Genomic DNA, 21,731 nt, shown 5'->3' with positions numbered 1-21,731 from the left:
CGTCGTTTCCGCCGGTCAGCGCTGGGCGCCCGCCGCGACGGGTGCCGGCCAGCTGCCGGTGAAGACCTGCGGCGTCACCGCGCTGCGGGCGGCGAAGCCGAACAGCGAGTCGACCCGGGCGGCCTCGGTGGAGCTCGGGTACGGGTTGGTGCAGCTGGTGCCGGCGCTGCCGCCGGACATCAGGATGGCGCAGTTGCCGTTGTAGTTGTCGGGCAGGCCGAGGATGTGCCCGATCTCGTGGGTCATGATGCGCAGCGGCGAGTACTGCTGCGCCTGGTAGTAGTCGATGACCACGCGGCCGTTGCCGAGGCTCGTGCGCTGGGCGTACGAGCCGCCGCCGTAGGTGTAGTAGATCATCAGGTTCGAGCCGCACTGCGCCATGTTGATGTTGTTGGTGGCGTTGTTCCAGATCGAGGCGGCCTGCACGGCGTAGCTCGCGAACGGCCCGGCCTGGCTGGTGTTGTAGCAGACGTTGCGGACGGCTGCGGCGGCCGGCGCCGCGTCGACGGTGACGGCGCCCAGCGCCGCCAGTGCCGCGGTGGCGACGGTGGCGAGGAGCCGGGTGACCTTGGGGAGACGCATCGCTCACTCTCCTTGTGGGACGGGGTCGAGCGGGGACCGGCTCAGCCTATATATCGGCGCACATCGATATCAAGCCTCGACGGCCTGGCGTTCCGGACGTCCAGTGCCTACCGTGTTCGGTGCGGCACGAGACGTGTCCGGCCTGAGGGGAGGGTCCGAGGTGGACGACCCGTCGATCGACCTCGCCCGGCTCACCTTCGGCCGTGACGACGCCGAGTCCGACATCGCCAGCGGCCTGCTCCGGCAGGGCTTCCTGCCGACCGCCGCGTACGAGGCCGCCCTGCACGGGCGCAAGAGCCTCGTCATCGGCCGCAAGGGCGCCGGCAAGAGCGCCATCTGCCGGCTGCTCGACGGCGGCCCGGACGGCGGCGTGGTGACCAGCCTGATCACGCCGGACGACGCGACGGGCGAGGAGCTGCGCCGCTTCGAGCTGCAGGGGTTGAACCCGGAGACGGCCAAGTCCCTGGTCTGGCGGTACGTCTTCGCTGTGCAGATCAGCCGGCACCTGGTCGGCCACGCCCGGCAGCGGCACCGCCGCCGGCTGCGCCGCCCGCCGGCGAACGTCCGCCGGCTGCGGCGCTTCCTCCGCCGACACCACGAGAGCGGCGACCAGAAGCTGTACGACCGGGTGCTGTCCGGCATGGGCCGGCTGCGCGCCTCCTCGATCGGGGTGGGGGCGCTCGGCGTCAACGGCTCGGTCGAGGTGCAGGCATCCGAGGGGGCCCGCGCGGCGCGGCAACTCGACGTGCTGGAGGAGGTGATCGGGCGGGCGATCGCCGAGCTGGCCTGTCCTGCCGACCACCCGACCCTGCTGCTGGCCGTCGACCAGGTGGAGCAGATCTGGTCCAACGACCCGGCCTCCGACGCGATGGTGGTCGGGCTGTTGTTGGCCAGCAAGCACGTGCGCAGCCTGTTCGGCGGTGCGGTCCGCTGCACGCTGTTCCTGCGCAGCGACATCTACGACTCGCTCCAGTTCACCGAGAGCGACAAGTTCCGCGGCGAGGAGGAGCGCATCGACTGGACCCCGGAGCTGCTCGGTGAGGTGCTGCTGCGACGCGCCTCGGCGTCGCTGGGCCGCCCCGTGCCGGCCGAGGAGCTGTGGGGCCGGGTGCTGCCGGAGGCGGTCGACGGCGAGCCGATCCTGGACTACCTGACCTCGCGAACCCTGCTGCGCCCCCGCGACGTCATCCAGTTCGTCACCCTCTGCCGGGACACCGCGGTGCGGCACGGCCACCGGACGATCTGGACGATGGACGTCCGGGCGGCCGCCCGGGACTTCTCCCGCTGGAAGCTCCAGGACCTCGGCAACGAATACCTGGTCAGCTATCCCTTCCTGACCCGGCTCTACGCGCTGTTCCAGAACACCGGCTACCTGGTCACCCGCAAGGCGCTCCGGGCCCGCTTCGCGGACGTGCGCGACAGCCTGGTCGAGCAGTTCCCCGAGTACGCCCACGTGCTGGACGCCGACACGGTGATCGACATCCTGTTCGGCCTCGGCTTCCTCGGCGTGCGGCGCGGCGGCGACACGGTCTACGGCGGCACCCGGCGGGAGGTGCTGGAACCGCACGAGAACGAGTTCCACGTCCACCCGTGCTTCCGCGCCGGGCTCAACGCCCAGGCGCCGGTGAACCTCGGCCACTTCGTGCCGCCGCAGCGCACCCGGTCGGTCACCGGGAACGTGGGCTACCAACTCGGCGTCATCGGCAACGTGGTCGGCGCCCGACCGAGCCGCGAGATCGCCCTGGTCGGCGAGGTTCGCCGCGCCTACCAGCGGGTCCGGGCGGCGCTGGGCGCGGCCGAGCTGCCGGAGAGCGCCCGCCGGGAGATCTCCGAGCGGTTGTCGGTCATCGAGTACGCGGCCGGGCCGTCCAGCGTCGGCGAGGCGATCGGGACGGCCAACGAGGTCGCCGACTTCTTCGAGCAGATCGCCCGTACCCTCGGCGGCAACGGCCTGGCCGACAGTGCGACCGGCGCGGCCCTGGTGCACACCCTGCGGGACGAGGCGACCCGGGTGCGGCGGGCGGTGGCCCGCTCCAGCGACACCTGACGGCCCCCGCGCCGGTCGTCACCGCATCCGGGCATGACCCGCCCCGACCGGGGGTAGAAGGATGTCTCTGCACTTCGACCGCAGGAAGGAGGGCGGTCATGGCGTTCCCCAACGAAGCCGACGGTCACCGGAGGCCCAGCCCCGCACCGGCCGGCGTCCCGCCCACGTACGTGCGGTACCTGCGTGACCGGCTGCTGGAGGCCGAGGCCGGCCTCACCGCCATGAACGAGCGGTACGAGCGGACCAAGGCGGCCTTCGACCGCTGCTACGCGCGCCGCGGCATCACGCCGGACACCGACATCGTCGGGTACATCAACGCCAAGGCCATGAACCCGGAGCTGAAGTTCTGGTACGCCAAGGTGGAGCACTTCCAGCGCGAGCTGGCCGCCTACGGCGCGGCGCTGACCGGGCTGGCGGCGGCCGACCGGATGCTCGCCGTGGACGGCCCGCGGGTGCCCGCGGACCGGCAGCGGGCCCGCACCGGCCGGCCGAACCTGAACCGGGTCGGCTGACCGCCGCGACGGGTCGCGGGTGCGGCCCGAGCCGGTAGCCTGCGTCGATGACGCACGAGCGGGAGATCACCGAGCCGGTCGACCTGTGCCGGCCGGACGGACGGTTGAACCCGGCGGCGGTGGGCTGGAGCCGCCGGCCGCTGCACCGGGCGAACCTGCGCGGCTGGGGCCGGGCCAAGCGCTGGGAGTACTGGGGCGTGGTCACCCCGACGCACATCGTCGGCCTGGTCGCCTCGTCGCTGGACTACGCCGGCGTGCACAGCGTCTACCTGCTGGACCGCCGCGACGGTGTCGAGCGGACCACCGAGGCGGTGGTCCCGTTCGCCCGCGGCACGGTGCTGCCGCCGGTCAGCGGCGCCGGCGAGGTGCGGGCCCGCGGCGGCGGCCTGGCCGTCCACGTCGACCAGCGCCCCGACGGCAGCAGCATCCGGGCCACCGCGCCCGGCATCGAGGTCGACCTGGTGGCGCCGCTGCCACCCGGGCACGAGTCGCTGGGCGTGGTGGTGCCGTGGAGCACCCGACGGTTCCAGTACACGCTCAAGGACGTCGGCCGGCCGGTGCGGGGCACGCTGCGGGTGGACGGCACGGCGTTCCCGGTGGACACGGGGGAGTCGTTCGCGGTGCTCGACCACGGGCGCGGCAAGTGGCCGTACTCGGCGCGCTGGAACTGGGCGGCCGGCAGCGGACCGGGGCGGGCCGTCCAGCTCGGTGGCAGGTGGACCGACGGCACCGGCTCGACCGAGAACGCGGTCTTCGTCGACGGGCGGCTGCACAAGATCGGCGCCGACCTCACCTGGCGCTACGACCGGGCCGACTGGCTGCGGCCGTGGCGGATCACCGGCGACCGCGTGGACGTGACGTTCCACCCGTTCCACGAGCGGGTGGCGCGCACCAACCTCGGCGTGCTGGCCGGGGAGACCCACCAGTGCTTCGGGCACTTCTCCGGCTGGGCCGCCACCGACGACGGCGAGCGGGTGGACCTCGACGGCCTGGTCGGCTGGGCGGAGGAGGCCCGCAACCGCTGGTGACGGCGGATCCCCGCCGCGCCGGGACGGCGCGGCGGGGATCGCCTGTCGACGGTCAGGCCGGCAGCCGCCACACCTGGTTGGCGCCGCCGAAGCAGTCCCAGATCTGCAGCCGGGTGCCGTTGGCGGAGCTGTTGTCGGTGGCGTCCAGGCACTTGTTCGACTGCGGGTTGCGCAGGGTGCCGTTGGACTGGGCCTGCCAGACCTGGGCCCCGGTGCCGTTGCAGTCCCAGAGCTGCACCTTCGCCCCGTTGGCGGTGGAGCCGCTGGTCACGTCGGCGCACTTGCCCAGCGCCCGCAGCGTGCCGTCGCCGGCCACCGTCCAGCTCTGCGCGGCGGTGCCGTTGCAGGTGTAGAGCTGGATCGCCGTGCCGTTGGCGGTGCCGGCCGCGGCCACGTCGACGCACTTGCCGCCGATGCCGGTGATCGGGCCGGTACGCCCGCTCGGCGGCGGGGTGCCGCCGCCCATGACGGTGTCGTAGATGGCGGTGACCAGCGAGGTCGCGTTGGTGGTGTCCTGGGACAGCTCCCAGTTCATCATCCCGCCGGCGTTGGCCAGCGCCCACTGGGTCTTGCGCTTCACGGTCGGTACGCCGTTGTAGCACTGCTGCGTGCCGCTCACCGTGGTGCAGTCGCGGTTGGCGTTGGCCGGGTCCATGCCGACAAGCGCGGCGTAGGTGTAGTAGCCGGGCCGGCTGTAGAAGGGGACACCGAGCACCGCCTTGGCGGCGGGCAGGCCACGCGACTTCCACAGGTTGACGCTGTTGACCGACCAGTCGTAGTTGGCGTGCGGGCTGCCGCCGTCGTACGCCATGATGTTCAGCCAGTCGACGGAGCCGAAGACCGCCGTCGGCACGCCGTCGACGTAGTAGCCCTCGGCGACCACGGCGGCGGTGAGCAGCTTGCCGCGGCTGTGCAGCGCGCTGCCGAGCTGCTGCATGAGCAGGGTGTAGTTGTTGGCCGAGGCGCCCGGGTCGGGATACTCCCAGTCGATGTCGACGCCGTCGAGGTTGTACTGGTTGACGAAGTTGACCACGTTGGTGACGAAGGCGCCCCGGGCGCCGGAGTTCGCGGCGAGCGCCTCGAACGCCGAGTCGTCGCCGTCGTTCCAGCCGCCGATCGCGATCGACACCTTGACGTTGTTGGCGTGCCCGAGCGAGACGAGTGAGGAGAGCTTGCTGGGGTTCTCCACCGGGCGCAGGCTGCCGTCGTTGTTGGGCAGCGCGAACGCGTAGTTGACGTGGGTGAGCTTGCCGTACTGGATGCTGTTGACGCTGCCGCTCCAGGACGGCATGTAGCCGACGCTCTTGAAGTTGTTCGGCAGGACGACGGCCTCGGCGGCGGCCGGGGTCAGGGCGAGCGTCGCGGTGGCGGTGGCCAGGGCGAGCAGGCCGGCGGCCACGGGGGAGCGGCGGCGGGGGCGCGGTGCGGACATCGAGGGCCTTCCCGGTGCAGGGGGCGCCGTGCCGCCCGGCCGGCGCTGGTCGAGGCCAGGCGCCGGGCGGGCGTACGGGTCGGACAGGGGATGGTCTTCCTCGAGGTAGGCCAAATATTAAAGAGCATTAACTAAGCCGTCAACGATGCCTTTCGATGAGTTGTCCGGAGTGGACCGAAAGCTGGGCGAGTTGGCCCGCGGGTCAGCCGGTGTTGCCGGTGAATCGAATCTGCACGTACCGGGTGGAGGTTCCCGCGCGACCGGCGACCGTCACCGGATCAGGGCTGCCGGGGCACGGCCACGGCCGTGACCACGAGCCCGTCGGCGACCAGCCAGCGGCCGTGCAGCGCCGCCAGGGGCGGGCCGCCGTCCGCGCGGGCGGCGTCGACAAGCACCCGGGCCGTGAAGCTCCCCGCGGCCGGGTCGACGGAGAGTTCGGCGTCCTCGAAGCCGAGCCAGCGGCCGGTCAGCGGATACCAGGCCTTGTAGACGGACTCCTTGGCGCTGAACAGCAGCCGGTCCCAGTGCACCCCCGGACGGTCGGCGCGCAGCCGGGCCAGCGACTCCGGCTCGCCGGCCGTCGTCACCACCTCGGCGACGCCGTCCGGCAGCGGCTCGTGCGGCTCGGCGTCGATGCCGAGCCCGGCCAGCGCGGTGTCCCGGGCGACCGCGGCGGCCCGGTACCCGGCGCAGTGGGTGATGCTGCCGACCACACCCGCCGGCCACAGCGGCTCCCGCTTCGGGCCGGGGCGGATCGGCGCCGGGGCGTACCCGAGGCGGGCCAGGGCCTCCCGGGCGCAGCGGCGGGCCGTGACGAACTCGCGGCGGCGGGCCTCCACGGCCCGGGCGAGCAGGTCCTCCTCGCCCGGGTACGGGGCCTCGCCGGGGATGTCGGAGAACGCCTCGACGGGCACCGCCGCCGGCGGGAGCAGGGTCTCGATCACGCCGCGCCGCCGAGGATCCGCCGCATCGGCCGCGGCTCGCCGCCCCGCCGACCCCACTCGCGCGGGTAGCCCAGCGAGACCTCCTCGAAGCGCACCCCGTCGTAGTGGGTGGTGCGGGGGATGTGCAGGTGCCCGTAGACCGCCACGGCGGCGCGGTGCCGCAGGTGCCAGTCGGCCGTGCGGTCGGTGCCGCACCACTGGGCGAACTCGGGATACCAGAGCACGTCGGTGGGCTGGCGGACCAGCGGCCAGTGGTTGACCAGCACGGTCGGCAGCGCCGGGTCGACGGCGGCCAGCCGCCGCTCGGTCTCGGCGACCCGCGCCCAGCACCACGACTCCCGGTCCGGGTGCGGGTCGGGGTGCAGCAGCATCTCGTCGGTGCACACCACCCCCGCCGCGTACGCCGCGCGCAGCGACTCGTCCTTCGAGTTCGTGCCGGGGGCGCGGAACGAGTAGTCGTAGAGCAGGAACAGCGGCGCCACGGTGACCGGCCCGCCCTCGCCGTGCCACACCGGATAGTCGTCCTCCGGGGTGAGCACGCCCAGGTCACGGCACATCCCGACCAGCGCGTCGTAGCGGGCCTCGCCGCGCAGCGTCACCGGGTCGGCCGGGTGGGTCCACAGCTCGTGGTTCCCGGGCACCCAGACGACCCGGGCGAACCGGTCGCGGAGCTGCCGCAGCGTCCGCTCGATGTCCGCGAACACCTCGCCGACGTCGCCGGCCACGATGAGCCAGTCGTCCCCGGAGTCCGGCCGGAGGCCGTCCACGACCGTGCGGTTCTCGGCGTACGACACATGGAGGTCACTGACCGCGAACAGCGCACCCGTCACCCGGTCGATCTTGCCAGCGCCGCCGGCCGATGGACAGCCGTGACTTGTCCGGTGTCGGGGGTCCGACGCAGAATGGCCGGCATCGGTGTCGCGACCCCGGCGGCGGTGCAGGGCCGCACGGGCTGAAACGTCGACTCTTCACGGAAGGGACGACGGCATGCACCCGATGCTGCGTCGGCTCGACGACCTCGCCGCCCATCTCGCCACCCGGCCGGACGCCGTGGCGCTGCTCGGCCTCGGCTCCGCCGGCGTCGACCGGGACCGGCTCGACGACCACTCCGACCTGGACTTCTTCCTCGTCGTCTCGGACGGCGCGGTCGCCCGCTACGTCGACTCGATCGACTGGCTGGCCGCGCCCTGCCCGGTGGCGTTCAGCTTCGCGAACGAGCGCAACGGCCGCAAGGCGCGCTACGCCGACGGGATCTTCGTCGAGTACGCGGTCTTCACCGTGGCCGAGCTGGCCCGGTTGCCGTTCACCGGCGCCCGGGTGGTGTGGCAGCGCCCCGACGCGCCGGCCGGGCTGGCCGGCAATGGTGCGCCGCCGCGCCCGGCCACGCCGTACGACACGGTCGAGTTCCACCTCAACGAGGCGCTCACCAACCTCTACGTCGGCCTGCACCGGGAGCTGCGCGGGGAACGGCTCACCGCCTCGCGGTTCATCCAGTCGTACGCGGTGGACCGGGTGCTCGCCCTCCTGCGGCTCACCGAGCCGTCGGCGGCGCACCGGCGGGACCCGTTCGACCCGAGCCGCCGGGTCGAGCAGGCGTACCCGCCGGAGGTGCTGCCGCTGGCCGCCATGGTGCCCGGCTACCGGCACAACCGGGCCGCCGCCCGGGCCACGCTCGACTGGCTGGCGGCCCGGTTCCCGCTCGACCCGGCCATCGCCGACCCGATCCGGGCGCTGCTCGCGACGTAGGCCGGATCAGGCGAGCAGGTCGGCGAAGCGGTCGGTGGCCCGGAGCAGTTCGCGGGCGATGCCCGGCTCGGCGGCCGAGTGGCCGGCGTCGGGCACGATCCGCAGCTCGGCCTCGGGCCAGCGCCGGGCCAGGTCGTACGCCGACACCGGCGGGCAGCACAGGTCGTAGCGGCCGTTGATGATCACGGCGGGCAGGTGGCGGATCCGGTCCACGCCGTCGAGCAGTTGCGACTCGGTGAGGAAGCCGCCGTGCACGGCGTAGTGGGACAGGATCCGGGCGATCGGCAGCGCCTGCTCCTCGGCGGTGAAGTGGGCGAGCACCCCGGGGTCGGGGCGCAGCGAGGAGTTGACCGCCTCCCAGCGGCCCCAGGCGACCGCGCAGGCCCGCGCCTGCGCCTCGTCGGGCCCGTGCAGCCGCCGGTGGTACGCCGCCAGCACGTCGTCCCGCTCGGCGGCGGGGATCGGCGCCACGAAGCGGTCCCACTCGTCCGGCTGGAGGTGGCGCAGGCCGCCCTGGTAGAACCAGTCCCGCTCGCTGCGCCGCAGCAGCAGCACCCCGCGCAGGATCAGGCCGGTGACCCGGTCCGGGTGGGCCTGGGCGTACGCCAGGCCGAGGGTGACCCCCCACGACCCGCCGAACACCAGCCAGGAGTCGATCCCGAGCCGCTCCCGGATCGTCTCCAGGTCGGCCACGAGGTGCCCGGTGGTGTTGGCGCGCAGCTCACCGAACGGTGTGCTGCGCCCCGCGCCGCGCTGGTCGAACAGCACGGCGCGGTAGCGTCGCGGGTCGAAGAACCGGCGCGCCGCCGGCACCAGGCCGCCGCCGGGGCCGCCGTGCAGGAAGACCGCGGGTACGCCGTCCGGCGCGCCCACCTCCTCCACGTGGAGTTGGTGGCCGTCGCCGACGGCGATCCGGTGGGTGGCGTACGGCTCGACGGGCGGGTACAGGCGTGGCTCGGTCATGCCGGACCATCCTGCCCGCTCGGGGCGGGCCGTGCGGGGGCGGTCAGCAGGCGACGCCGCTGCCGAGGTTGTCCAGGAGGGCGTCGGCGACCCAGCCGGACACCCCGGTGGTGGTGTCCTTCAGGTAGGTCCAGGTGTAGGTGGTGTGCCCGTTCGCGCTGACCCGGTCACCGCTGGCGTAGCAGTGGAAGTCGACGCTGTGGCTGAGCTGGCCGTAGCCGAGCGAGCCGCAGCTGGTGTGCGGGCCCGTGCGGATGTTGACGTTGCTGGCGTTGAAGAGCGTGCCGAACTTGGTGTCGATGTTGGAGTGCGCGTGGCTGCACGTGGCGCTGGCCGGGCCCGCCACGCTCACCACCGCGACACCGGTGCAGCCGATCGTCAGTGTGACCGCCGCAGCGATCGAGGAAGCCTTCCGCATGTCGATCAACCCCCCGAACATGAGCCAACACGTAAAGTGATCCGAATATTTGCACCTTTCACAGTCCGGGGCAAGAGCATCATCGGGCCAGCAGCGCACGCAGCTCCTTCACCACCTCGGCCGGCGCCTCCTCGGCCATGAAGTGGCCGTACGACACCGGCACGTGCCGCAGGTCCGGCGCCCAGGCCCGCCAGCGCGCCGCCGCGTCGAAACCGAGCGCGGCGCCCCAGTCCTGCTGGAGCACGGTGACCGGCATCCGCAGCACCCGGCCCGCGGCCCGGTCCGCCTCGTCGTGCGCGAGGTCGACGCCCGCCGACGCCCGGTAGTCCGCCACGATCGAGGGCACCGCCGCCCGGCAGGCCCGCAGGTACGCGGCACGCACGTCGGCGGGGATCGCCTCCGGGTCGCCGGCCCACAGGTCGAGGAAGTGCCCGAAGAACTCGTCCGGGGCGGCGCCGATCAGCCGCTCGGGCAGGCCCGGCGGCTGGGCCATCAGGTAGAGGTGGAAGCCGACGGCGGCCGTGACGCCGTGCATCACCTCCCAGGTGTCGAGGGTGGGCAGCACGTCCAGCGCGGCCAGGTGGGTGACCGTCTCCGGGTGGTCCAGGCCGGCCCGGATGGCCACCAGGGCGCCCCGGTCGTGCCCCGCCAGGGCGAACCGCTCGTGCCCGAGCGCCCGGGCCAGAGCCACCACGTCGGCGGCCATGGTCCGCTTGGCGTACGCGGTGCCGTCGGTGTCGGCGGGCTTGTCGCTGTCCCCGTAGCCGCGCAGGTCGGGGCAGATGACCGTGTGGTCGGCGGCGAGGTCGGCGGCGACGTGCCGCCACATCAGGTGGGTCTGCGGGAAGCCGTGCAGCAGCACGACCGGGCTGCCGCTGCCGCCCACCGCGGCGTGCAGGGCGACGCCGTCGGCGACGGTGACACGGCGCTGCGCGAATCCGTTGATCATGAGAGGTCCTCTCCGGGTGCGATCGGGTACCCGTCGAGCCTGCCCGGGGCCGGTCAGTGGCCGGTCAGCATCCGATGAGTGCCCTGGCCGGGCCGCCGGTGCGGGCGCACCGGGCTGCCTAGAGTGGGCGGGGTGACCAGCCCGCCGCGCGTACCCGGAACGACCTTCGGGGTGCTCGGGCCGCTGGTGGCGGCCGGCGATCGCGGCCCGGTGGCGCTGAAGGGCGCCCGGCAGCGCGCGGTGCTGGCCCGCCTGCTGGTCGCCCGGGGCCGGGTGGTGCCGGTCGACCGGCTCGTCGACGACCTGTGGGCGGAGCCGCCCGAGGGGGCGGTCGGCGCGGTCCGGACCTTCGTGGCCGACCTCCGCCGGGCCCTGGAGCCCGACCGGCCGCCACGGCAGCCGGCCCGGCTGCTGGTCACGGCCCCACCCGGGTACGCGCTCGCGGCCGCCCCCGAGGCGGTCGACGCGGGCCGGTTCGACGCGGCCGTCGCGGCGGCGGGGGAGCTGCTCGCGGCCGGGCGCGCCGGCCCGGCGCTGGCCGCCCTGGACGACGCGCTCGCCCTCTGGCGCGGCCCCGCCTACGCGGAGTTCGCGGGCGAGCCCTGGGCGCGGGCGGAGATCGACCGGCTGGGCGAGCTGCGGATGCTCGCCGTCGCGCGGCGCGCCGAGGCGCTGCTGGCCCTGGGCCGGGCCGCCGAGGCCGCGAGCGACCTGCGCGCCCAGGCCGCCGCCCACCCGCTGCGGGAGGAGACCTGGCGGCTGCTCGCGGTCTCCCTCTACCGGGCCGGCCGGCAGGGCGACGCGCTCGCCGCGCTGCGGGACGCCCGGGCGGTGCTGGTGCGGGAGCTGGGGGTGGACCCCGGCCCCCGGCTGCGCCGGCTGGAGGCCGACATCCTCGCCCAGGCCCCGTACCTCGACCCGACGCCGCCCGCCCCGGTCCCGGCGCCCGCTCCGGTTTCGCCGCCCGCCCCGGTCCCGGCGCCCGCCCCGGCTCCGCCGTCCGCCCCCGTCCCGGCGCCCGCCCGGCTGTCGGTGACCGCCGGGGGAGCGGCGGAGGAGCGGCGGCCCTTCGTGGGGCGTGTGGCCGAACTGGCGAGCCTGACGGGGCTCGCCGCGGAGGTGGCCCGGCGCGGCCGGCCCGCCCTCGCGCTGGTCTCCGGCGATGCCGGCGCGGGGAAGACCGCGTTCGTCGAGGCGCTGGCCGACCGGCTCGCCGCCGTCGGCTGGACCTGCGCCGTCGGGCGGGTCCCCGAGTACGAGGGCGCCCCGGCCGCCTGGCCGTGGACGCAGCTCGCCGCCGCCCTGCCCGCCCCGGCGGAGCCGGCGGAACCGGAGGTAGCGGCGGAGCCTCCGGAAGCGGAGGAGCCGGCGGTGGCCCGGTACCGGCTGCACCGGATCGCGGGCACCCGGTTCCGCGCGGCCGCCCGGCGCGGCCCGGTGCTGCTCGTCCTCGACGACCTGCACCGGGCCGACGAGGACACCCTCGACCTGCTGACCGCGCTGTTCACCGGGCCGGAGGCGGTGACCGGGCCGGTGCTCGCGGTCGGCACGTACCGGGCCACCGGGATCACGCCGGCGCTGACCGGGGCCCTGGCCCGCCTCGCCCGCACCGAACCGGTCCGGGTCTACCTGGGCGGGCTCGCCGAGGCGGAGACCGCCGACCTGGTCCGGGCGGTCGCCGGGCCGGCCGACGGGGACACCGTGCGGGTGCTGCACCGGCGCAGCGGCGGCAACCCGTTCTTCGCCCGGGAACTCGCCCGGCTGCTCGCCGCCGAGGGGGCCGCCGCGCTCGACACCGTGCCGGCCGGCGTGCGGGACATCATCCGGCACCGCCTGGCGCTGCTGCCCGGGTCGACCCGGACGGTGCTGCGGCAGGCCGCGGTGCTCGGCCGTGACCTCGACGCGGACGTGCTGGCCGCGCTGGCCGGCGAGGAGGCCATGCTGGACGCCGTGGACCGGGCCGCACAGGCCGGTTTCCTCACCCCCGACGGCACCCGGTTCGGCCACATCCTGGTCCGCGACACCCTCTACACCGACCTGTCCGCCCCGCGACGGGCCCGCTGGCACGCCGCCGTCGGGGCGGCGCTCGAACGGCTCCGGCCGGACGACGTCACCGCCCTCGCCCACCACTTCGGACAGGCCCCCGGTCCGGACGCCGCGACCCGCGCCGCCCGGTACGCCGCTGCCGCCGCCGAGCGGGCCGAGCGCCGCAGCCACCCGCACGAGGCGGCCCGGCTCTGGCAGCAGGCCGTCGCCGCCCACGACCGGGCCGGCGGGACGGACGTACGCGGAAGGCTGGCGGCGCTCATCGGCTGGGGTCGCGGCCTCGCCGTCACCGGCCACCTCGACCGGACCCGTGGCCTGCGCGCCGAGGCGGTCGCCACCGTCGAACGGCTCGCCGACCCCGGGCTCACCGCGGACGTGCTGGCCGCGTTCGACGTGCCGGCCGTCTGGACCCGCAACGACGACGAGGAGCTGTCCCGGCGCATCGTCGTCGCCGCCGAGGCCGCCCTCGCCGCGCTCCCCGCCGACCAGGCGGCCCGGCGCGGCCGGCTGCTCTGCACCCTCGCCCTGGAATTGCGCGGCGAGACCGGCGACCGGGGCCGGCGGGCGGCCGCCGAGGCGGAGGGGATCGCCCGCCGGCTCGGTGACCCGGCGCTGCTGGCCTTCGCGCTCAACGCCCGCTTCATGCACTCCTTCGACCGGGCCGGACGGGCCCCGGAACGCGCCCGCGTCGGCGCCGAACTGGTCGACCTGGCCGCCCGGCACGGGCTGGTCACCTTCGAGGTGCTCGGGCACCTCATCGCGCTCCAGGCGCACTGCGCCCGCGCCGACCTGGCCGCCGCCGACGCCCACGCGGACGCCGCCGACCGGCTCGCCACCCGCTACGAACTGCCGCTGGTCGGCGTCTTCACCGCCTGGTACGCCGCACTCCGGCTCGCCGTCACGGGCCACCGCGCCGAGGCCGAGGCGGCGTACCGCGCGGCGGCCGTCCGGCTCGACGCCGGGCAGATGCCCGGCATGGCGGGCGGGCTGCTGCCGTTCGCCCTGCTCTGCCTGCGACTGTCCACCGGCGACGACCCCGCTCCGGCGCTGGTCGACGCCACCGCCACGGGCCCGTACGCGCCGTGGGTCCGGCCGCTGGCGCTGCTCGCCGCGGGACGCCGGGACGAGGCGGCCGCGTCGCTGCGCTCCCTGCCGGAGTCGCCGCACGACCTGCTGCGCGAGGCCCGGCTCTGCGTCGCCGCCTGCGCCGCCCTCGCCCTCGACGACCGGCCCACCATGGCGCGGCTGCACGCCGCGTTGCGCCCCGCCGCCGACGAGCTGGCCGGGGCGGGCAGCGGCGTGCTCACGGCGGGCCCGGTGGCCGGCTACCTCGCCGACCTGGCCGCCGCCCTCGCCTGACCGCATCACTCACCGGCGCGGATCCGGCGCTCCCTGGCCCCGCACCGAGCCCGCGGCGACCGCGGAGGTGGCTGCCGAGGGTGCCGCCGGCCCGCCGGGCTGACGGGGTGCGGCAGCCCAGGGCGCCGGCGGCACGCGCTCCGACGGTCAGGCGTTGGCGGGGACACCGTCCGGACCGGCCGCGGGCTCCCCGGTGGCCTCGGTCTCGGGGGCGGGGCGCGGCGCCGGGGTGCGCACCGCGAACGCGTCGAAGCTCGGCCGCTCCAGGGAGGCCCGCTCCAGGAACGGCTCGGCGCGGGGCCGCGCCCCGTCGGCCGGCTCGGCGGGCCCCGGGTCGGTCGCCAGCCCGGCCGGGTCGACCAGCGCGGCCGGGGCGGGCACCACCACGGGGGCGGGCACTGCGGCCGGTGCGGGCACCACCACCGGGACGGCCTCCGCGGGCGGGGCGACCGGACGCGGCGCCACCTGCGGGTACTCGGCCGTCTCCACGCCGCCCGCAGCGGCCGCCATGACCGCCGCGGCGGCCAGGTCGGCGACCCGCTTGGCCTCCCGCTGCACCCGGGCCCGGGTGTCCTTGGCGTGCTGCTCGGCCAGGTCCGCCGCCCGGCGCGCCTCGTCCAGCCGCTTGGTCTCGGCGGCCAGGTCCCGGCGTACCTCGACGAGTTGCTCCTCCAGCGCGGCGCCCTGCTGCTCGATCGTGCCGATCTCCCGGCGGGTGTGCTCCAGTTGCTCGTCGACCGTCTCCAGCTCGGCCTGGAGCTGGGCGAGGGCCTCCTGCCGCTGCTGGAGCTCCTGCTGCACCGTGGCGAGCTGCTCCTGGTGCGCCGCCGTCTCCTCGTCGGCGCGCTCGCGGACCTCGGTGGCGTACTGCTGGGCCTCGGCGACCAGGGCCGCGATGTCCCGTTCGGCGGCGCTGGCCCGGTCGGCCAGTTCCTGCTCGGCGGCCGCCCGCCGCTCGTCCAGCTCACGGGCCATGGTGGCCTGCCACTGAGCCAGCTCCTGCTGGGCCTTGCTCCGGTTGGCCTGCACCTCCTGCTGGATCTGGGTGCGCGCCGCCTTCACCAGCGCCTCCGACGCGGAGCGCGCCTGCTCGACCTGCTGGGTGCTCTGCTCGGCGATCCGCTTCGCCTCCTGCTGGGCCCGGTCGTGGGCGGCCTGCCCCTCGGTGCGCAGCTTCTCCGTCAGCTCCCGGATCGCGGTCAGCTCCGCCTGCGCGGCGGTCCGCCGCTCCTCGTCCGCCCTCTCCTGCTCGGCGCGCCGGGTGGACAACTCCTCGGCCAGCTCGCGCCGCTCCCGCTCCGCCTCCTCGCGCGCGGTGGCCAGCACCTTCTCCGCCTGCGCCTGCAGGTCGGCGGCGCGCCTGGTGGCCGCCTCGGTGATCTGCCCGGCCTGCTTCTCGGCCAGGTCGAGGATCTGGTCGACCATCGGGCCGAGGTCGCGGAAGGACGCCCGGTCCACCTGCGTCGGGCGCTGGCGCAGCTCGGCGGCCTCGGTCTGCGCCCGCTGCGCCTGCGCGGTCAGCTCCCGGACCTGCGCGTACGCCCGGTCCCGGTCGGCCGTCACGGCGGTCAGCTCGCCGTCCATCTGCTCGACGTACCGGTCCACCTGGCGTTTGTCGTAGCCCCGCAGCGCCGGGTCGAACCTCGGTCGCGCGGACACGTCGTCGTGGGGTGCGAACGGTTCCTCGCCGTTGGACATGCGCCATCCTCCGTCGGTTCGCCAGCGCCAGGCCGGCGGATGACCGCCCCGCAGGGCATGATGAGGCGCAACGGTACCGCCGTCGGCCCGCGGCTTCCGCCCCGCCCCGCCTCAGACCGGGAAGTGCGGGTTACCCGCGGTCAGCCGGATGGTGAAGCCGTCGGCGTCCCGGTGCAGCGCCACGTGGTCGCAGGACTGGTGGCTGATCCACAGGCCCAGGCCACCGGCTGCGCCGTTGCCCGCGGGCAGTAGTCCGGCGTACGGGTCGGTGGGGCCGGGGCCGCCGTCGCACACGGTCGCCACCATCCGGTCCGTGGCGCTCCACAGTCGCACCCGCACCGGCGGCACCCCGTGCCGCAGCGCGTTGCTCACCACCTCGCTGACCGACACGACCAGGTCGTCGACACCGTCGGCGGGAAGCTGGCCCAGGTGGGCGGCGCGTACCGCGTCCCGGGCCTCGGCGGGGGTCGGGTCGGTCAGCTCGACCGTCGGAGCCGTCCGCTGCACCGGGTCGGGCAGCATCAGCCGCTGCTCGGTTAGATAGGTCGGCGGCTCGGTGTAGTCGTCGGTCGGCACGTGGCTGCCGTCGGGCATCGCCACCCGGGGATGGGTCCGCGTGACCTCCGCCAGCACCCGCGCCGACGTGGTCCGGGTGTCGTACGCGCACATGCTCCAGAGCGGGAAGTCGTCGTACGCGTGGTTGATGGCCGACTCGTAGCGGGCCCACCAGTCCCAGGTGGCGCCGAGCACGGGCCGCGGCAGCTCGCCGACGATCCGGATCTGCCGGGCGCCGTCGGCCACGTACGAGGCGAGCAGCTTGCGGTAGGAGCGGATCGCGGCCGTGGGGCGGGCGTAGACGTCGCCGCCGGGCAGGAAGGTGACCTTGGTGTCGGCGGGCAGGGCGCGGCGGACCAGCTCCGCGTTGCGCCCGCCGAGACCCACCACGGTAGGCTCGCCGGCCTCGACGCCGCCGAGCAGGAACGGCAGCACGACGGACAGCAGGTGCTCGTCGGAGTCGTAGAGGATCGCCTCGTGGTAGTAGCCCACGTGACCGGCGGCGGCTCCCGTCCTCATCGGACCACCTCCACCCGCACCTCGTCGAGGTCCAACAGCTCGACGAGCCGGGCCGCGGCGGAGCGCGAGGTGCGCAGCACGACTGTGGCGTCGTGCCGGCGGGCGTGGTCGCCCAGGTGCAGCAGGCTGCGGTGGTCGACGAAACGCAGCCCGGTCGCGTCGAGCACGAGTCGGCCGTCCACCGGTCGCGGGTCGGCCCGGTCCAGCGCGGCGGCGAAGAGCCGGTGGGTGGACGGGTCGAGTTCCCCGGCGAGCTCGACGACCGCCTCGCCGTCCCCGGCGTGCAGCCGGAACAGCACATCGGTGTTGGTCTCGGGGTGCATGCAGGCCAGCTCGGCGATCGCCGCCTCGCTCAACTCCCGGCGGTCGTAGGCGCAGACAGCCGACATGGGGTGGTGCCGCATCCAGCGGTCGATGAGGTGCTCGTACCGGGTGAAGGCGTCCCGCTGGGCAGGGCTGCGGACCAGCGTGGTGGCCTCGGCGAACACCCGGAAGCCGGTGTAGCCGGCGGCCAGCGCCTCCGTCGTGGCCGTCTCGTACGCCCGGACCTGCTTCTCCGGGTCCACGATCTCGTCGTGGCGGTAGGCGTGCTCCACCGGGAGCAGCCGGAGCGCGCGCCGGCGCAGCGCGTCGTCGCGGCCGGGGAGGCGCTCCAGCCGGCGGGCCAGGGAGTCGGTGTCGCCGGGGGCGACCAGCCATACCTGCTCACCGGCCGCCAGGCCCGCGGCCAGGTGGGCGACCGCCCGGGCGTCCAGCGCCACCGGGTCGTCGTAGACGAGGCAGGCGTGACCGTACGCGGTCGACGACGCGCTGTCGCTGGTCACTCGGTCTGCCCCACCCGGCCAGTCTAGGCACACCCGGCGCGGAGGGCTCTCCGGCGGCCACCCCACCCCGGCCCGGAGGGGTGGCGCCGGGCCGGGTCGGGCGCGTCAGGCGAGCTGCAGGTTCCGCCAGGCGGTCGACTCCAGCGGCGGGTCGCCCAGCTCGAACTCGGCCCAGTTGTTCCAGTAGGCGACCGCGTCCACGTCGTTCTGCTGGCGCAGCCAGGTCACGTGGTCACGGATCGCCTGGGCCCGGCCCGCGCCGGTGGTGTCGGCCGTGGTGCGGCTCAGCCCGTACTCGGGCACCAGCAGCCGGATCCCCGGGTACGCGGCGTGCACCTTGCCGAACGCCACCCCGAACATCCGCGACGCCGGCCAGTACGTCGCGGTGTCCCGGGAGTAGCAGTCCACGCCGTAGTGGGTCATGCCCGGGTACCCCCAGTCGGCCGGGTTGCCGCGCCCCTCGTCGAGCCAGTAGCGGGTGACGATCGGGCCGTGCCCGAGCACCCACCGCCGGTTGCGGTGGGCGGCGACGATCTGCGCCACCCGGGTCGCGGTGGTCCGGTACGTGGCCGGCGTCACATCGCCCATCGGCTCGTGGTACCAGGTCAGGTAGACCGGCCGGCTCAGCCCGTCCAGCCAGCCGGTCAACTGCTCGACGTCGTCCTTCCACGAGACGTGCATGACGGCCGACGGGGCGTCGACGAACTTGCCGGCGTTCAGCGGCGGCAGCTCCGGCAGGGCGTCCGCGTCGCCGCCGTCCGTGCCGAAGTCGCGCATGTAACGAATGCCCGGGTACTCGGCCACCGCCCGCTGGGTCCGCGCCCCCTTCTCGGCGCTCATCCCCACCAGCAGCGGCACGGCCAGGGTCGTGGTGGCGGTGCCGGTCCGGCCGGCGCCGTCCCGGGCCGTCGCGGTCAACGTGACCGTGCCCCGGCCGGCCAGCACGGTCACCGTGAAGCGGGTCGGGTCGGTGGGGTTCGGCGTGACGGTCACCCCGGGCGCGCCGCTGCCGAGCTGGACGGTCAGCGGCACGCTCAGGTCCACCCGGACCGGGCTGTCCCAGGCGGCGCCGGTGGGGTCGCTGACCCGGCCGGAGAGGGTCAGCAGCCGCGAGTCGGGATGGTAGGCGTCCACCCGGACGGTGGTGGACTGCCCGGGCAGCAGGACTGTCGATTCGGCGGTGACGGAACGGATGACGGGTGCGGCCATGGGATGCCTCCGTAAGGCGTGCTCGTGGCGCTCCGGCCGCACGTCCTCGGGTGGCCAGGACGGCCTTGACCTGCGCTTTTACCAGCTTGCGTCGGTTCGGCGGCAGCGCCATCACCGCCAGCAGATGGCGAAAAACGCGGTCCGCCGGACGCGGGGAGCCGCCGGCCGCCGGGGCCGGAAACCGCTGGCCCCCGCCCGGTGCGGCACGCATCCTGGACGGCGTGTCGATCACCGTACGGGAGCTGACCGGGGCGGACTGGCCGCGGCTGTGGCCGATGCTGCGGGACATGGGCGTCGGCGACGAGCCCGCCGAGATCCACCGGGAGCGCTTCCTGCTGCTGCTCGCCGACCCCCGCTGGGCGCTGCTCGGCGCGGTGGACGACGACGGGCTGACCGGGTACGCCGCCGCCCAGGACCACGGCCCGCACCTGCGCTCCGGCGACGCGCACCGCACCGTCCGCCTGCACGACCTGCACGTCCGCCCGGACCGGCGCCGGCGGGGCGTGGGCCGGGCGCTGCTCGCGGCGGTGTCGGAGTGGGCGGCCGCACGGGCCCGCCACCTGGAATGGCAGGCCCACCGGGAGCGCGCCGCGCCCTTCTACGAGCGGCTCGGCCACCGCGGTGACCCCTGCCCACAGCCTGAATACCCGACCTTCCTGGTGGATTTCGGACCGCGCTGACCGGCTGCGGCCGGGCGGCGGTCAGCCGAGCGGGTGGGAGATGCCCCGGGCGTGGTCGGTGACGGCCGCGCCGACCACGGTGGCGGTCAGCGGCAGCACCTCGAGGCAGCGGCGCACCGCCGCGGCCATCAGCGCGTTCGGCACCCGCATGGAGAGCGTGCAGTGCGGCACCCAGCGGCCCGGCTGGTAGTGCTCCACCAGGCCGATGCCGGCCCGGGCCAGCCGCTCGTGCACCGCGCCGTGGTGGGCCAGCAACTCCGGCGTGGGCGCCGGACCGAGCCAGAGCACCCGCCCGACGAACTGCCCGGCGTGCTGGAACTCCAGCCGCAGCGGGGCGGCCACCACCATCCCGGCGAGCGCCTCGGCGACCTGGTGCGGGTCGAGCCGCGGCGCGACCGCCAGCGAGACGTGCGGCCGGTGCCGCTGTTCCAGCAGCGACCGCATGCTCTGCACGCCCTCGGCCTCCAACGCGTCCCAGAGCACCCGGATCCGCCGGGTGGCGTCGGTGTCGAGATACAGCTCCAGCGCCGCGACCACGCGATCACCCTAAGGGGGCGAGGTTTGCCGCCCGGCCAGGGCGGTACTGCCCGGGTGGCACCGACGGCGGAGGAGCGTGGACCGTGGACGTGAACGACCTGCTGACCGAGGCGTACGGCCGGCTGCCCGACCTGGTGGCCGGCGCGGTCGAGGGGCTCGGCCCCGAACAGCTGCGGCAGGCCCCGGCCCCCGGGTCGAACCCGGTGGGCTGGCTGGTGTGGCACCTGACCCGGCTCCAGGACCACCACGTCGCCGACGTGCTGGGGGAGGAGCAGCTCTGGGTCACCGGCGACTGGGCGGGGCGGTGCGGGCTGACCGCGGACCCGAACGACACCGGCTTCGGGCACGGACCCGAGCAGATCGCCCGCGTGCGGCCGGAGGACGGCGGGGTGCTGCTCGACTACCACCGGGCGGTGGTCGACCGGACCCTGGCGTACCTGCGCGGGCTGGGCCCAGCTGACCTGGACCGGGTGGTCGACGAGAACTGGGATCCGCCGGTCACCCTCGGCGTACGGCTGGTGAGCGTGCTCGACGACGACCTCCAGCACGTCGGCCAGGCCGCGTACGTGCGCGGGCTCATCCAGCGGGGCTGACCGCCGCCCGGGCCCGGCCCAGTGCGGCCTGCCCGAGCAGGTGGAACGCCTGCGCCTCAGGCGAGGTGCCGGGTCGGGTGAAGTCCGGCGCGCCGCTGACCCCCGTGACCCGCCCGCGCCGGTCGACCCGCCGGCCCGCCGCGGCCAGCAGCTCCGCGCCGGTGCCCAGCCAGGACGCCGGCAGCCAGCCGTCGGCCACCCCGGTGAGCGCCGCGTACCCGAGCAGCTGGGCGGTGTTCGCCTCGCGGAACGAGCCCGGGTCGTCGAGCACGTCGGGGAAGAGCCCGTCGTCGGCCCGGTACGCGAGGCAGGCGTCCAGCACCGTGCTGGCGTGCGCGGCCAGCTCGGCGCGGAGTCCGGCCGGCCAGTCCGGCGCGAGCCGTAGCGCCCGGGCGATCCCGGCGACCACCCAGCCGTTGCCGGTGCCCCACGGCTGCGGCTGGTCCAGCTCGCCCCGGTCCTCGTCCCAGCGGGCCGCGTAGAGGCCGGTGCGCCTGTCGAACAACCGGCGGCGGTGCCCCTCGACCTGCACGGCGGCCAGGTCCGTCCGGCCGGCCAGCGCGAGCAGCGGCACCACCATGTAGACCGTGTCCGCCCACACCTGGCGGCCGTCGAGCAGGTGGAACAGGGTGCCGTCGGCGGCCCGGGGCGCCCGGGTGACCAGCCAGTCGAGCTGCGCGTCCAGCGCGGCGGTGAAGCGGGGATCCCCGTCGGTCGTGGCCGCGTACCGGACCACCTCGCCGCAGGCGGCGCCGTTGACCGCGCCGGCCTCGCCGGACACGTCGCCGAGGCGCCCGTCCGGATGCTGCCGGGTCACCGCCGCGTCGGCGACCAGCACGGCCAGCTCACCGAGCCCGAGGTCGAGCAGGGCGTGCCCCGTCACCCCCTGCTCCCAGGACTGGCGCTGCATGGCCAGCAGCGCCGCGAGCACCCGGTCGGTCGTGGCGTCCCCGATCATCCCCATCGCTCCGGACTACCCGACTTCCGCCCCGCGCACCAGCCCTCTCTCACCCGTACGGGGTGAGTTCGACTCACCCGGCCGGCGGGGAAGCTGCGGGAGCGGGCGGAGCCGCCCGGAGGTGAGCCGCGA

The 21,731-nt window shown here is 75.3% G+C and carries 20 protein-coding genes; 7 read left to right on the top strand and 13 right to left on the bottom strand.

The window, feature by feature from the left end; all coding sequences use genetic code 11:
* Positions 1–15: 15 nt before the first annotated feature.
* Positions 16–582: a snapalysin family zinc-dependent metalloprotease gene (locus NLX85_RS02010; RefSeq protein WP_254331314.1), complete on the bottom strand. Its 567-nt coding sequence runs from the start codon at positions 580–582 to the stop codon at positions 16–18.
* A gap of 160 nt (positions 583–742) precedes the next feature.
* Here NLX85_RS02010 and NLX85_RS02005 point away from each other — a divergent pair, with 160 nt between their 5' ends.
* From NLX85_RS02005 to NLX85_RS01995, 3 genes are all read left to right on the top strand, one after another.
* Positions 743–2,629: a P-loop ATPase, Sll1717 family gene (locus NLX85_RS02005; RefSeq protein WP_254331313.1), complete on the top strand. Its 1,887-nt coding sequence runs from the start codon at positions 743–745 to the stop codon at positions 2,627–2,629.
* 98 nt (positions 2,630–2,727) lie between these two features.
* Positions 2,728–3,141: a hypothetical protein gene (locus tag NLX85_RS02000; RefSeq protein WP_254331312.1), complete on the top strand. Its 414-nt coding sequence runs from the start codon at positions 2,728–2,730 to the stop codon at positions 3,139–3,141.
* 47 nt (positions 3,142–3,188) lie between these two features.
* Complete coding sequence (locus NLX85_RS01995) at positions 3,189–4,169, top strand: DUF2804 domain-containing protein (RefSeq protein WP_254331311.1); 981 nt, start codon at positions 3,189–3,191, stop codon at positions 4,167–4,169.
* A gap of 52 nt (positions 4,170–4,221) precedes the next feature.
* Here the strand turns inward: NLX85_RS01995 and NLX85_RS01990 are convergent, their stop codons facing one another.
* The 3 genes from NLX85_RS01990 to NLX85_RS01980 form a co-directional block, all read right to left on the bottom strand.
* A complete protein-coding gene (locus tag NLX85_RS01990; protein ID WP_254331310.1) occupies positions 4,222–5,601 on the bottom strand; it encodes a glycosyl hydrolase family 18 protein in 1,380 nt (459 codons plus the stop codon).
* Positions 5,602–5,879: 278 nt separating this feature from the next.
* The gene (locus NLX85_RS01985) at positions 5,880–6,545 is read right to left on the bottom strand and encodes a 4'-phosphopantetheinyl transferase superfamily protein (RefSeq protein WP_254331309.1); all 666 of its coding nucleotides are present in this window, start codon (positions 6,543–6,545) and stop codon (positions 5,880–5,882) included.
* Positions 6,542–7,375, bottom strand: a complete 834-nt coding sequence (locus tag NLX85_RS01980; protein ID WP_254331308.1) for a metallophosphoesterase — start codon at positions 7,373–7,375, stop codon at positions 6,542–6,544. Before NLX85_RS01980 ends, NLX85_RS01985 begins: the two co-directional genes overlap by 4 nt.
* A gap of 157 nt (positions 7,376–7,532) precedes the next feature.
* Here NLX85_RS01980 and NLX85_RS01975 point away from each other — a divergent pair, with 157 nt between their 5' ends.
* Positions 7,533–8,291: a hypothetical protein gene (locus NLX85_RS01975; protein WP_254331307.1), complete on the top strand. Its 759-nt coding sequence runs from the start codon at positions 7,533–7,535 to the stop codon at positions 8,289–8,291.
* A gap of 6 nt (positions 8,292–8,297) precedes the next feature.
* Here the strand turns inward: NLX85_RS01975 and pip are convergent, their stop codons facing one another.
* The 3 genes from pip to NLX85_RS01960 all read right to left on the bottom strand — a co-directional run bounded on the left by pip (position 8,298) and on the right by NLX85_RS01960 (position 10,621).
* On the bottom strand, positions 8,298–9,254 hold the full coding sequence (pip, locus tag NLX85_RS01970) for a prolyl aminopeptidase (RefSeq protein WP_254331306.1): 957 nt from the start codon (positions 9,252–9,254) through the stop codon (positions 8,298–8,300).
* A 43-nt stretch (positions 9,255–9,297) separates the two neighbouring features.
* On the bottom strand, positions 9,298–9,672 hold the full coding sequence (locus tag NLX85_RS01965; RefSeq protein ID WP_254331305.1) for a hypothetical protein: 375 nt from the start codon (positions 9,670–9,672) through the stop codon (positions 9,298–9,300).
* A gap of 79 nt (positions 9,673–9,751) precedes the next feature.
* Positions 9,752–10,621: an alpha/beta fold hydrolase gene (locus tag NLX85_RS01960; RefSeq protein ID WP_254331304.1), complete on the bottom strand. Its 870-nt coding sequence runs from the start codon at positions 10,619–10,621 to the stop codon at positions 9,752–9,754.
* Between the two features lie 132 nt (positions 10,622–10,753).
* On the opposite strand from NLX85_RS01960, the gene NLX85_RS01955 reads away from it, so the two are divergent.
* A complete protein-coding gene (locus NLX85_RS01955; protein ID WP_254331303.1) occupies positions 10,754–14,026 on the top strand; it encodes a BTAD domain-containing putative transcriptional regulator in 3,273 nt (1,090 codons plus the stop codon).
* 147 nt (positions 14,027–14,173) lie between these two features.
* Here the strand turns inward: NLX85_RS01955 and NLX85_RS01950 are convergent, their stop codons facing one another.
* The 4 genes from NLX85_RS01950 to NLX85_RS01935 all read right to left on the bottom strand — a co-directional run bounded on the left by NLX85_RS01950 (position 14,174) and on the right by NLX85_RS01935 (position 18,831).
* Positions 14,174–15,724 (bottom strand): hypothetical protein, encoded by a 1,551-nt coding sequence (locus NLX85_RS01950; protein ID WP_254331302.1) that lies wholly within the window; start codon positions 15,722–15,724, stop codon positions 14,174–14,176.
* A 111-nt stretch (positions 15,725–15,835) separates the two neighbouring features.
* Positions 15,836–16,798: a sensor histidine kinase gene (locus NLX85_RS01945; protein ID WP_254331301.1), complete on the bottom strand. Its 963-nt coding sequence runs from the start codon at positions 16,796–16,798 to the stop codon at positions 15,836–15,838.
* Positions 16,795–17,622 carry an MEDS domain-containing protein gene (locus NLX85_RS33345; RefSeq protein ID WP_254331300.1) on the bottom strand — a complete coding sequence of 276 codons (828 nt, stop codon included), beginning with the start codon at positions 17,620–17,622 and terminating at the stop codon, positions 16,795–16,797. The genes NLX85_RS01945 and NLX85_RS33345 overlap by 4 nt, the downstream gene beginning before the upstream one ends.
* Positions 17,623–17,727: 105 nt before the next feature.
* Entirely contained in the window at positions 17,728–18,831 is a 1,104-nt protein-coding gene (locus NLX85_RS01935) for a hypothetical protein (protein ID WP_254331299.1), read from the bottom strand.
* Between the two features lie 221 nt (positions 18,832–19,052).
* Between NLX85_RS01935 and NLX85_RS01930 the strand changes: the two genes are divergently transcribed.
* Positions 19,053–19,511, top strand: a complete 459-nt coding sequence (locus NLX85_RS01930) for a GNAT family N-acetyltransferase (RefSeq protein WP_254331298.1) — start codon at positions 19,053–19,055, stop codon at positions 19,509–19,511.
* A gap of 21 nt (positions 19,512–19,532) precedes the next feature.
* Here NLX85_RS01930 and NLX85_RS01925 read toward each other — a convergent pair whose 3' ends face one another.
* Positions 19,533–20,048, bottom strand: coding sequence for a 2'-5' RNA ligase family protein (locus tag NLX85_RS01925; protein WP_254331297.1), 516 nt, complete (start codon positions 20,046–20,048; stop codon positions 19,533–19,535).
* Positions 20,049–20,131: 83 nt separating this feature from the next.
* Here NLX85_RS01925 and NLX85_RS01920 point away from each other — a divergent pair, with 83 nt between their 5' ends.
* Positions 20,132–20,641 carry a DinB family protein gene (locus NLX85_RS01920; RefSeq protein WP_254331296.1) on the top strand — a complete coding sequence of 170 codons (510 nt, stop codon included), beginning with the start codon at positions 20,132–20,134 and terminating at the stop codon, positions 20,639–20,641.
* On the opposite strand, the gene NLX85_RS01915 is transcribed toward NLX85_RS01920, so the two are convergent.
* Positions 20,625–21,605 carry a glycoside hydrolase family 88 protein gene (locus tag NLX85_RS01915; RefSeq protein ID WP_254331295.1) on the bottom strand — a complete coding sequence of 327 codons (981 nt, stop codon included), beginning with the start codon at positions 21,603–21,605 and terminating at the stop codon, positions 20,625–20,627. The genes NLX85_RS01920 and NLX85_RS01915 overlap by 17 nt on opposite strands.
* Positions 21,606–21,731 lie beyond the last annotated feature (126 nt).

It is taken from the genome of Micromonospora sp. A3M-1-15 (assembly GCF_024213425.1).
GTDB lineage: Bacteria > Actinomycetota > Actinomycetes > Mycobacteriales > Micromonosporaceae > Micromonospora > Micromonospora chersina.
The sequence above is the reverse complement of the archived record's forward strand: the minus strand, read 5'-3'. Positions and strand labels throughout refer to the sequence as shown.

Coding starts and splice junctions, on each gene's coding strand:
- NLX85_RS02010 (WP_254331314.1), bottom strand. CDS start 582: ATGCGTCTCCCCAAGGTCACCCGGCTCCTCGCCACCGTCGCCACCGCG.
- NLX85_RS02000 (WP_254331312.1), top strand. CDS start 2,728: ATGGCGTTCCCCAACGAAGCCGACGGTCACCGGAGGCCCAGCCCCGCA.
- NLX85_RS01995 (WP_254331311.1), top strand. CDS start 3,189: ATGACGCACGAGCGGGAGATCACCGAGCCGGTCGACCTGTGCCGGCCG.
- NLX85_RS01990 (WP_254331310.1), bottom strand. CDS start 5,601: ATGTCCGCACCGCGCCCCCGCCGCCGCTCCCCCGTGGCCGCCGGCCTG.
- NLX85_RS01975 (WP_254331307.1), top strand. CDS start 7,533: ATGCACCCGATGCTGCGTCGGCTCGACGACCTCGCCGCCCATCTCGCC.
- pip (WP_254331306.1), bottom strand. CDS start 9,254: ATGACCGAGCCACGCCTGTACCCGCCCGTCGAGCCGTACGCCACCCAC.
- NLX85_RS01965 (WP_254331305.1), bottom strand. CDS start 9,672: ATGCGGAAGGCTTCCTCGATCGCTGCGGCGGTCACACTGACGATCGGC.
- NLX85_RS01960 (WP_254331304.1), bottom strand. CDS start 10,621: ATGATCAACGGATTCGCGCAGCGCCGTGTCACCGTCGCCGACGGCGTC.
- NLX85_RS01950 (WP_254331302.1), bottom strand. CDS start 15,724: ATGTCCAACGGCGAGGAACCGTTCGCACCCCACGACGACGTGTCCGCG.
- NLX85_RS01945 (WP_254331301.1), bottom strand. CDS start 16,798: ATGAGGACGGGAGCCGCCGCCGGTCACGTGGGCTACTACCACGAGGCG.
- NLX85_RS01935 (WP_254331299.1), bottom strand. CDS start 18,831: ATGGCCGCACCCGTCATCCGTTCCGTCACCGCCGAATCGACAGTCCTG.
- NLX85_RS01915 (WP_254331295.1), bottom strand. CDS start 21,605: ATGGGGATGATCGGGGACGCCACGACCGACCGGGTGCTCGCGGCGCTG.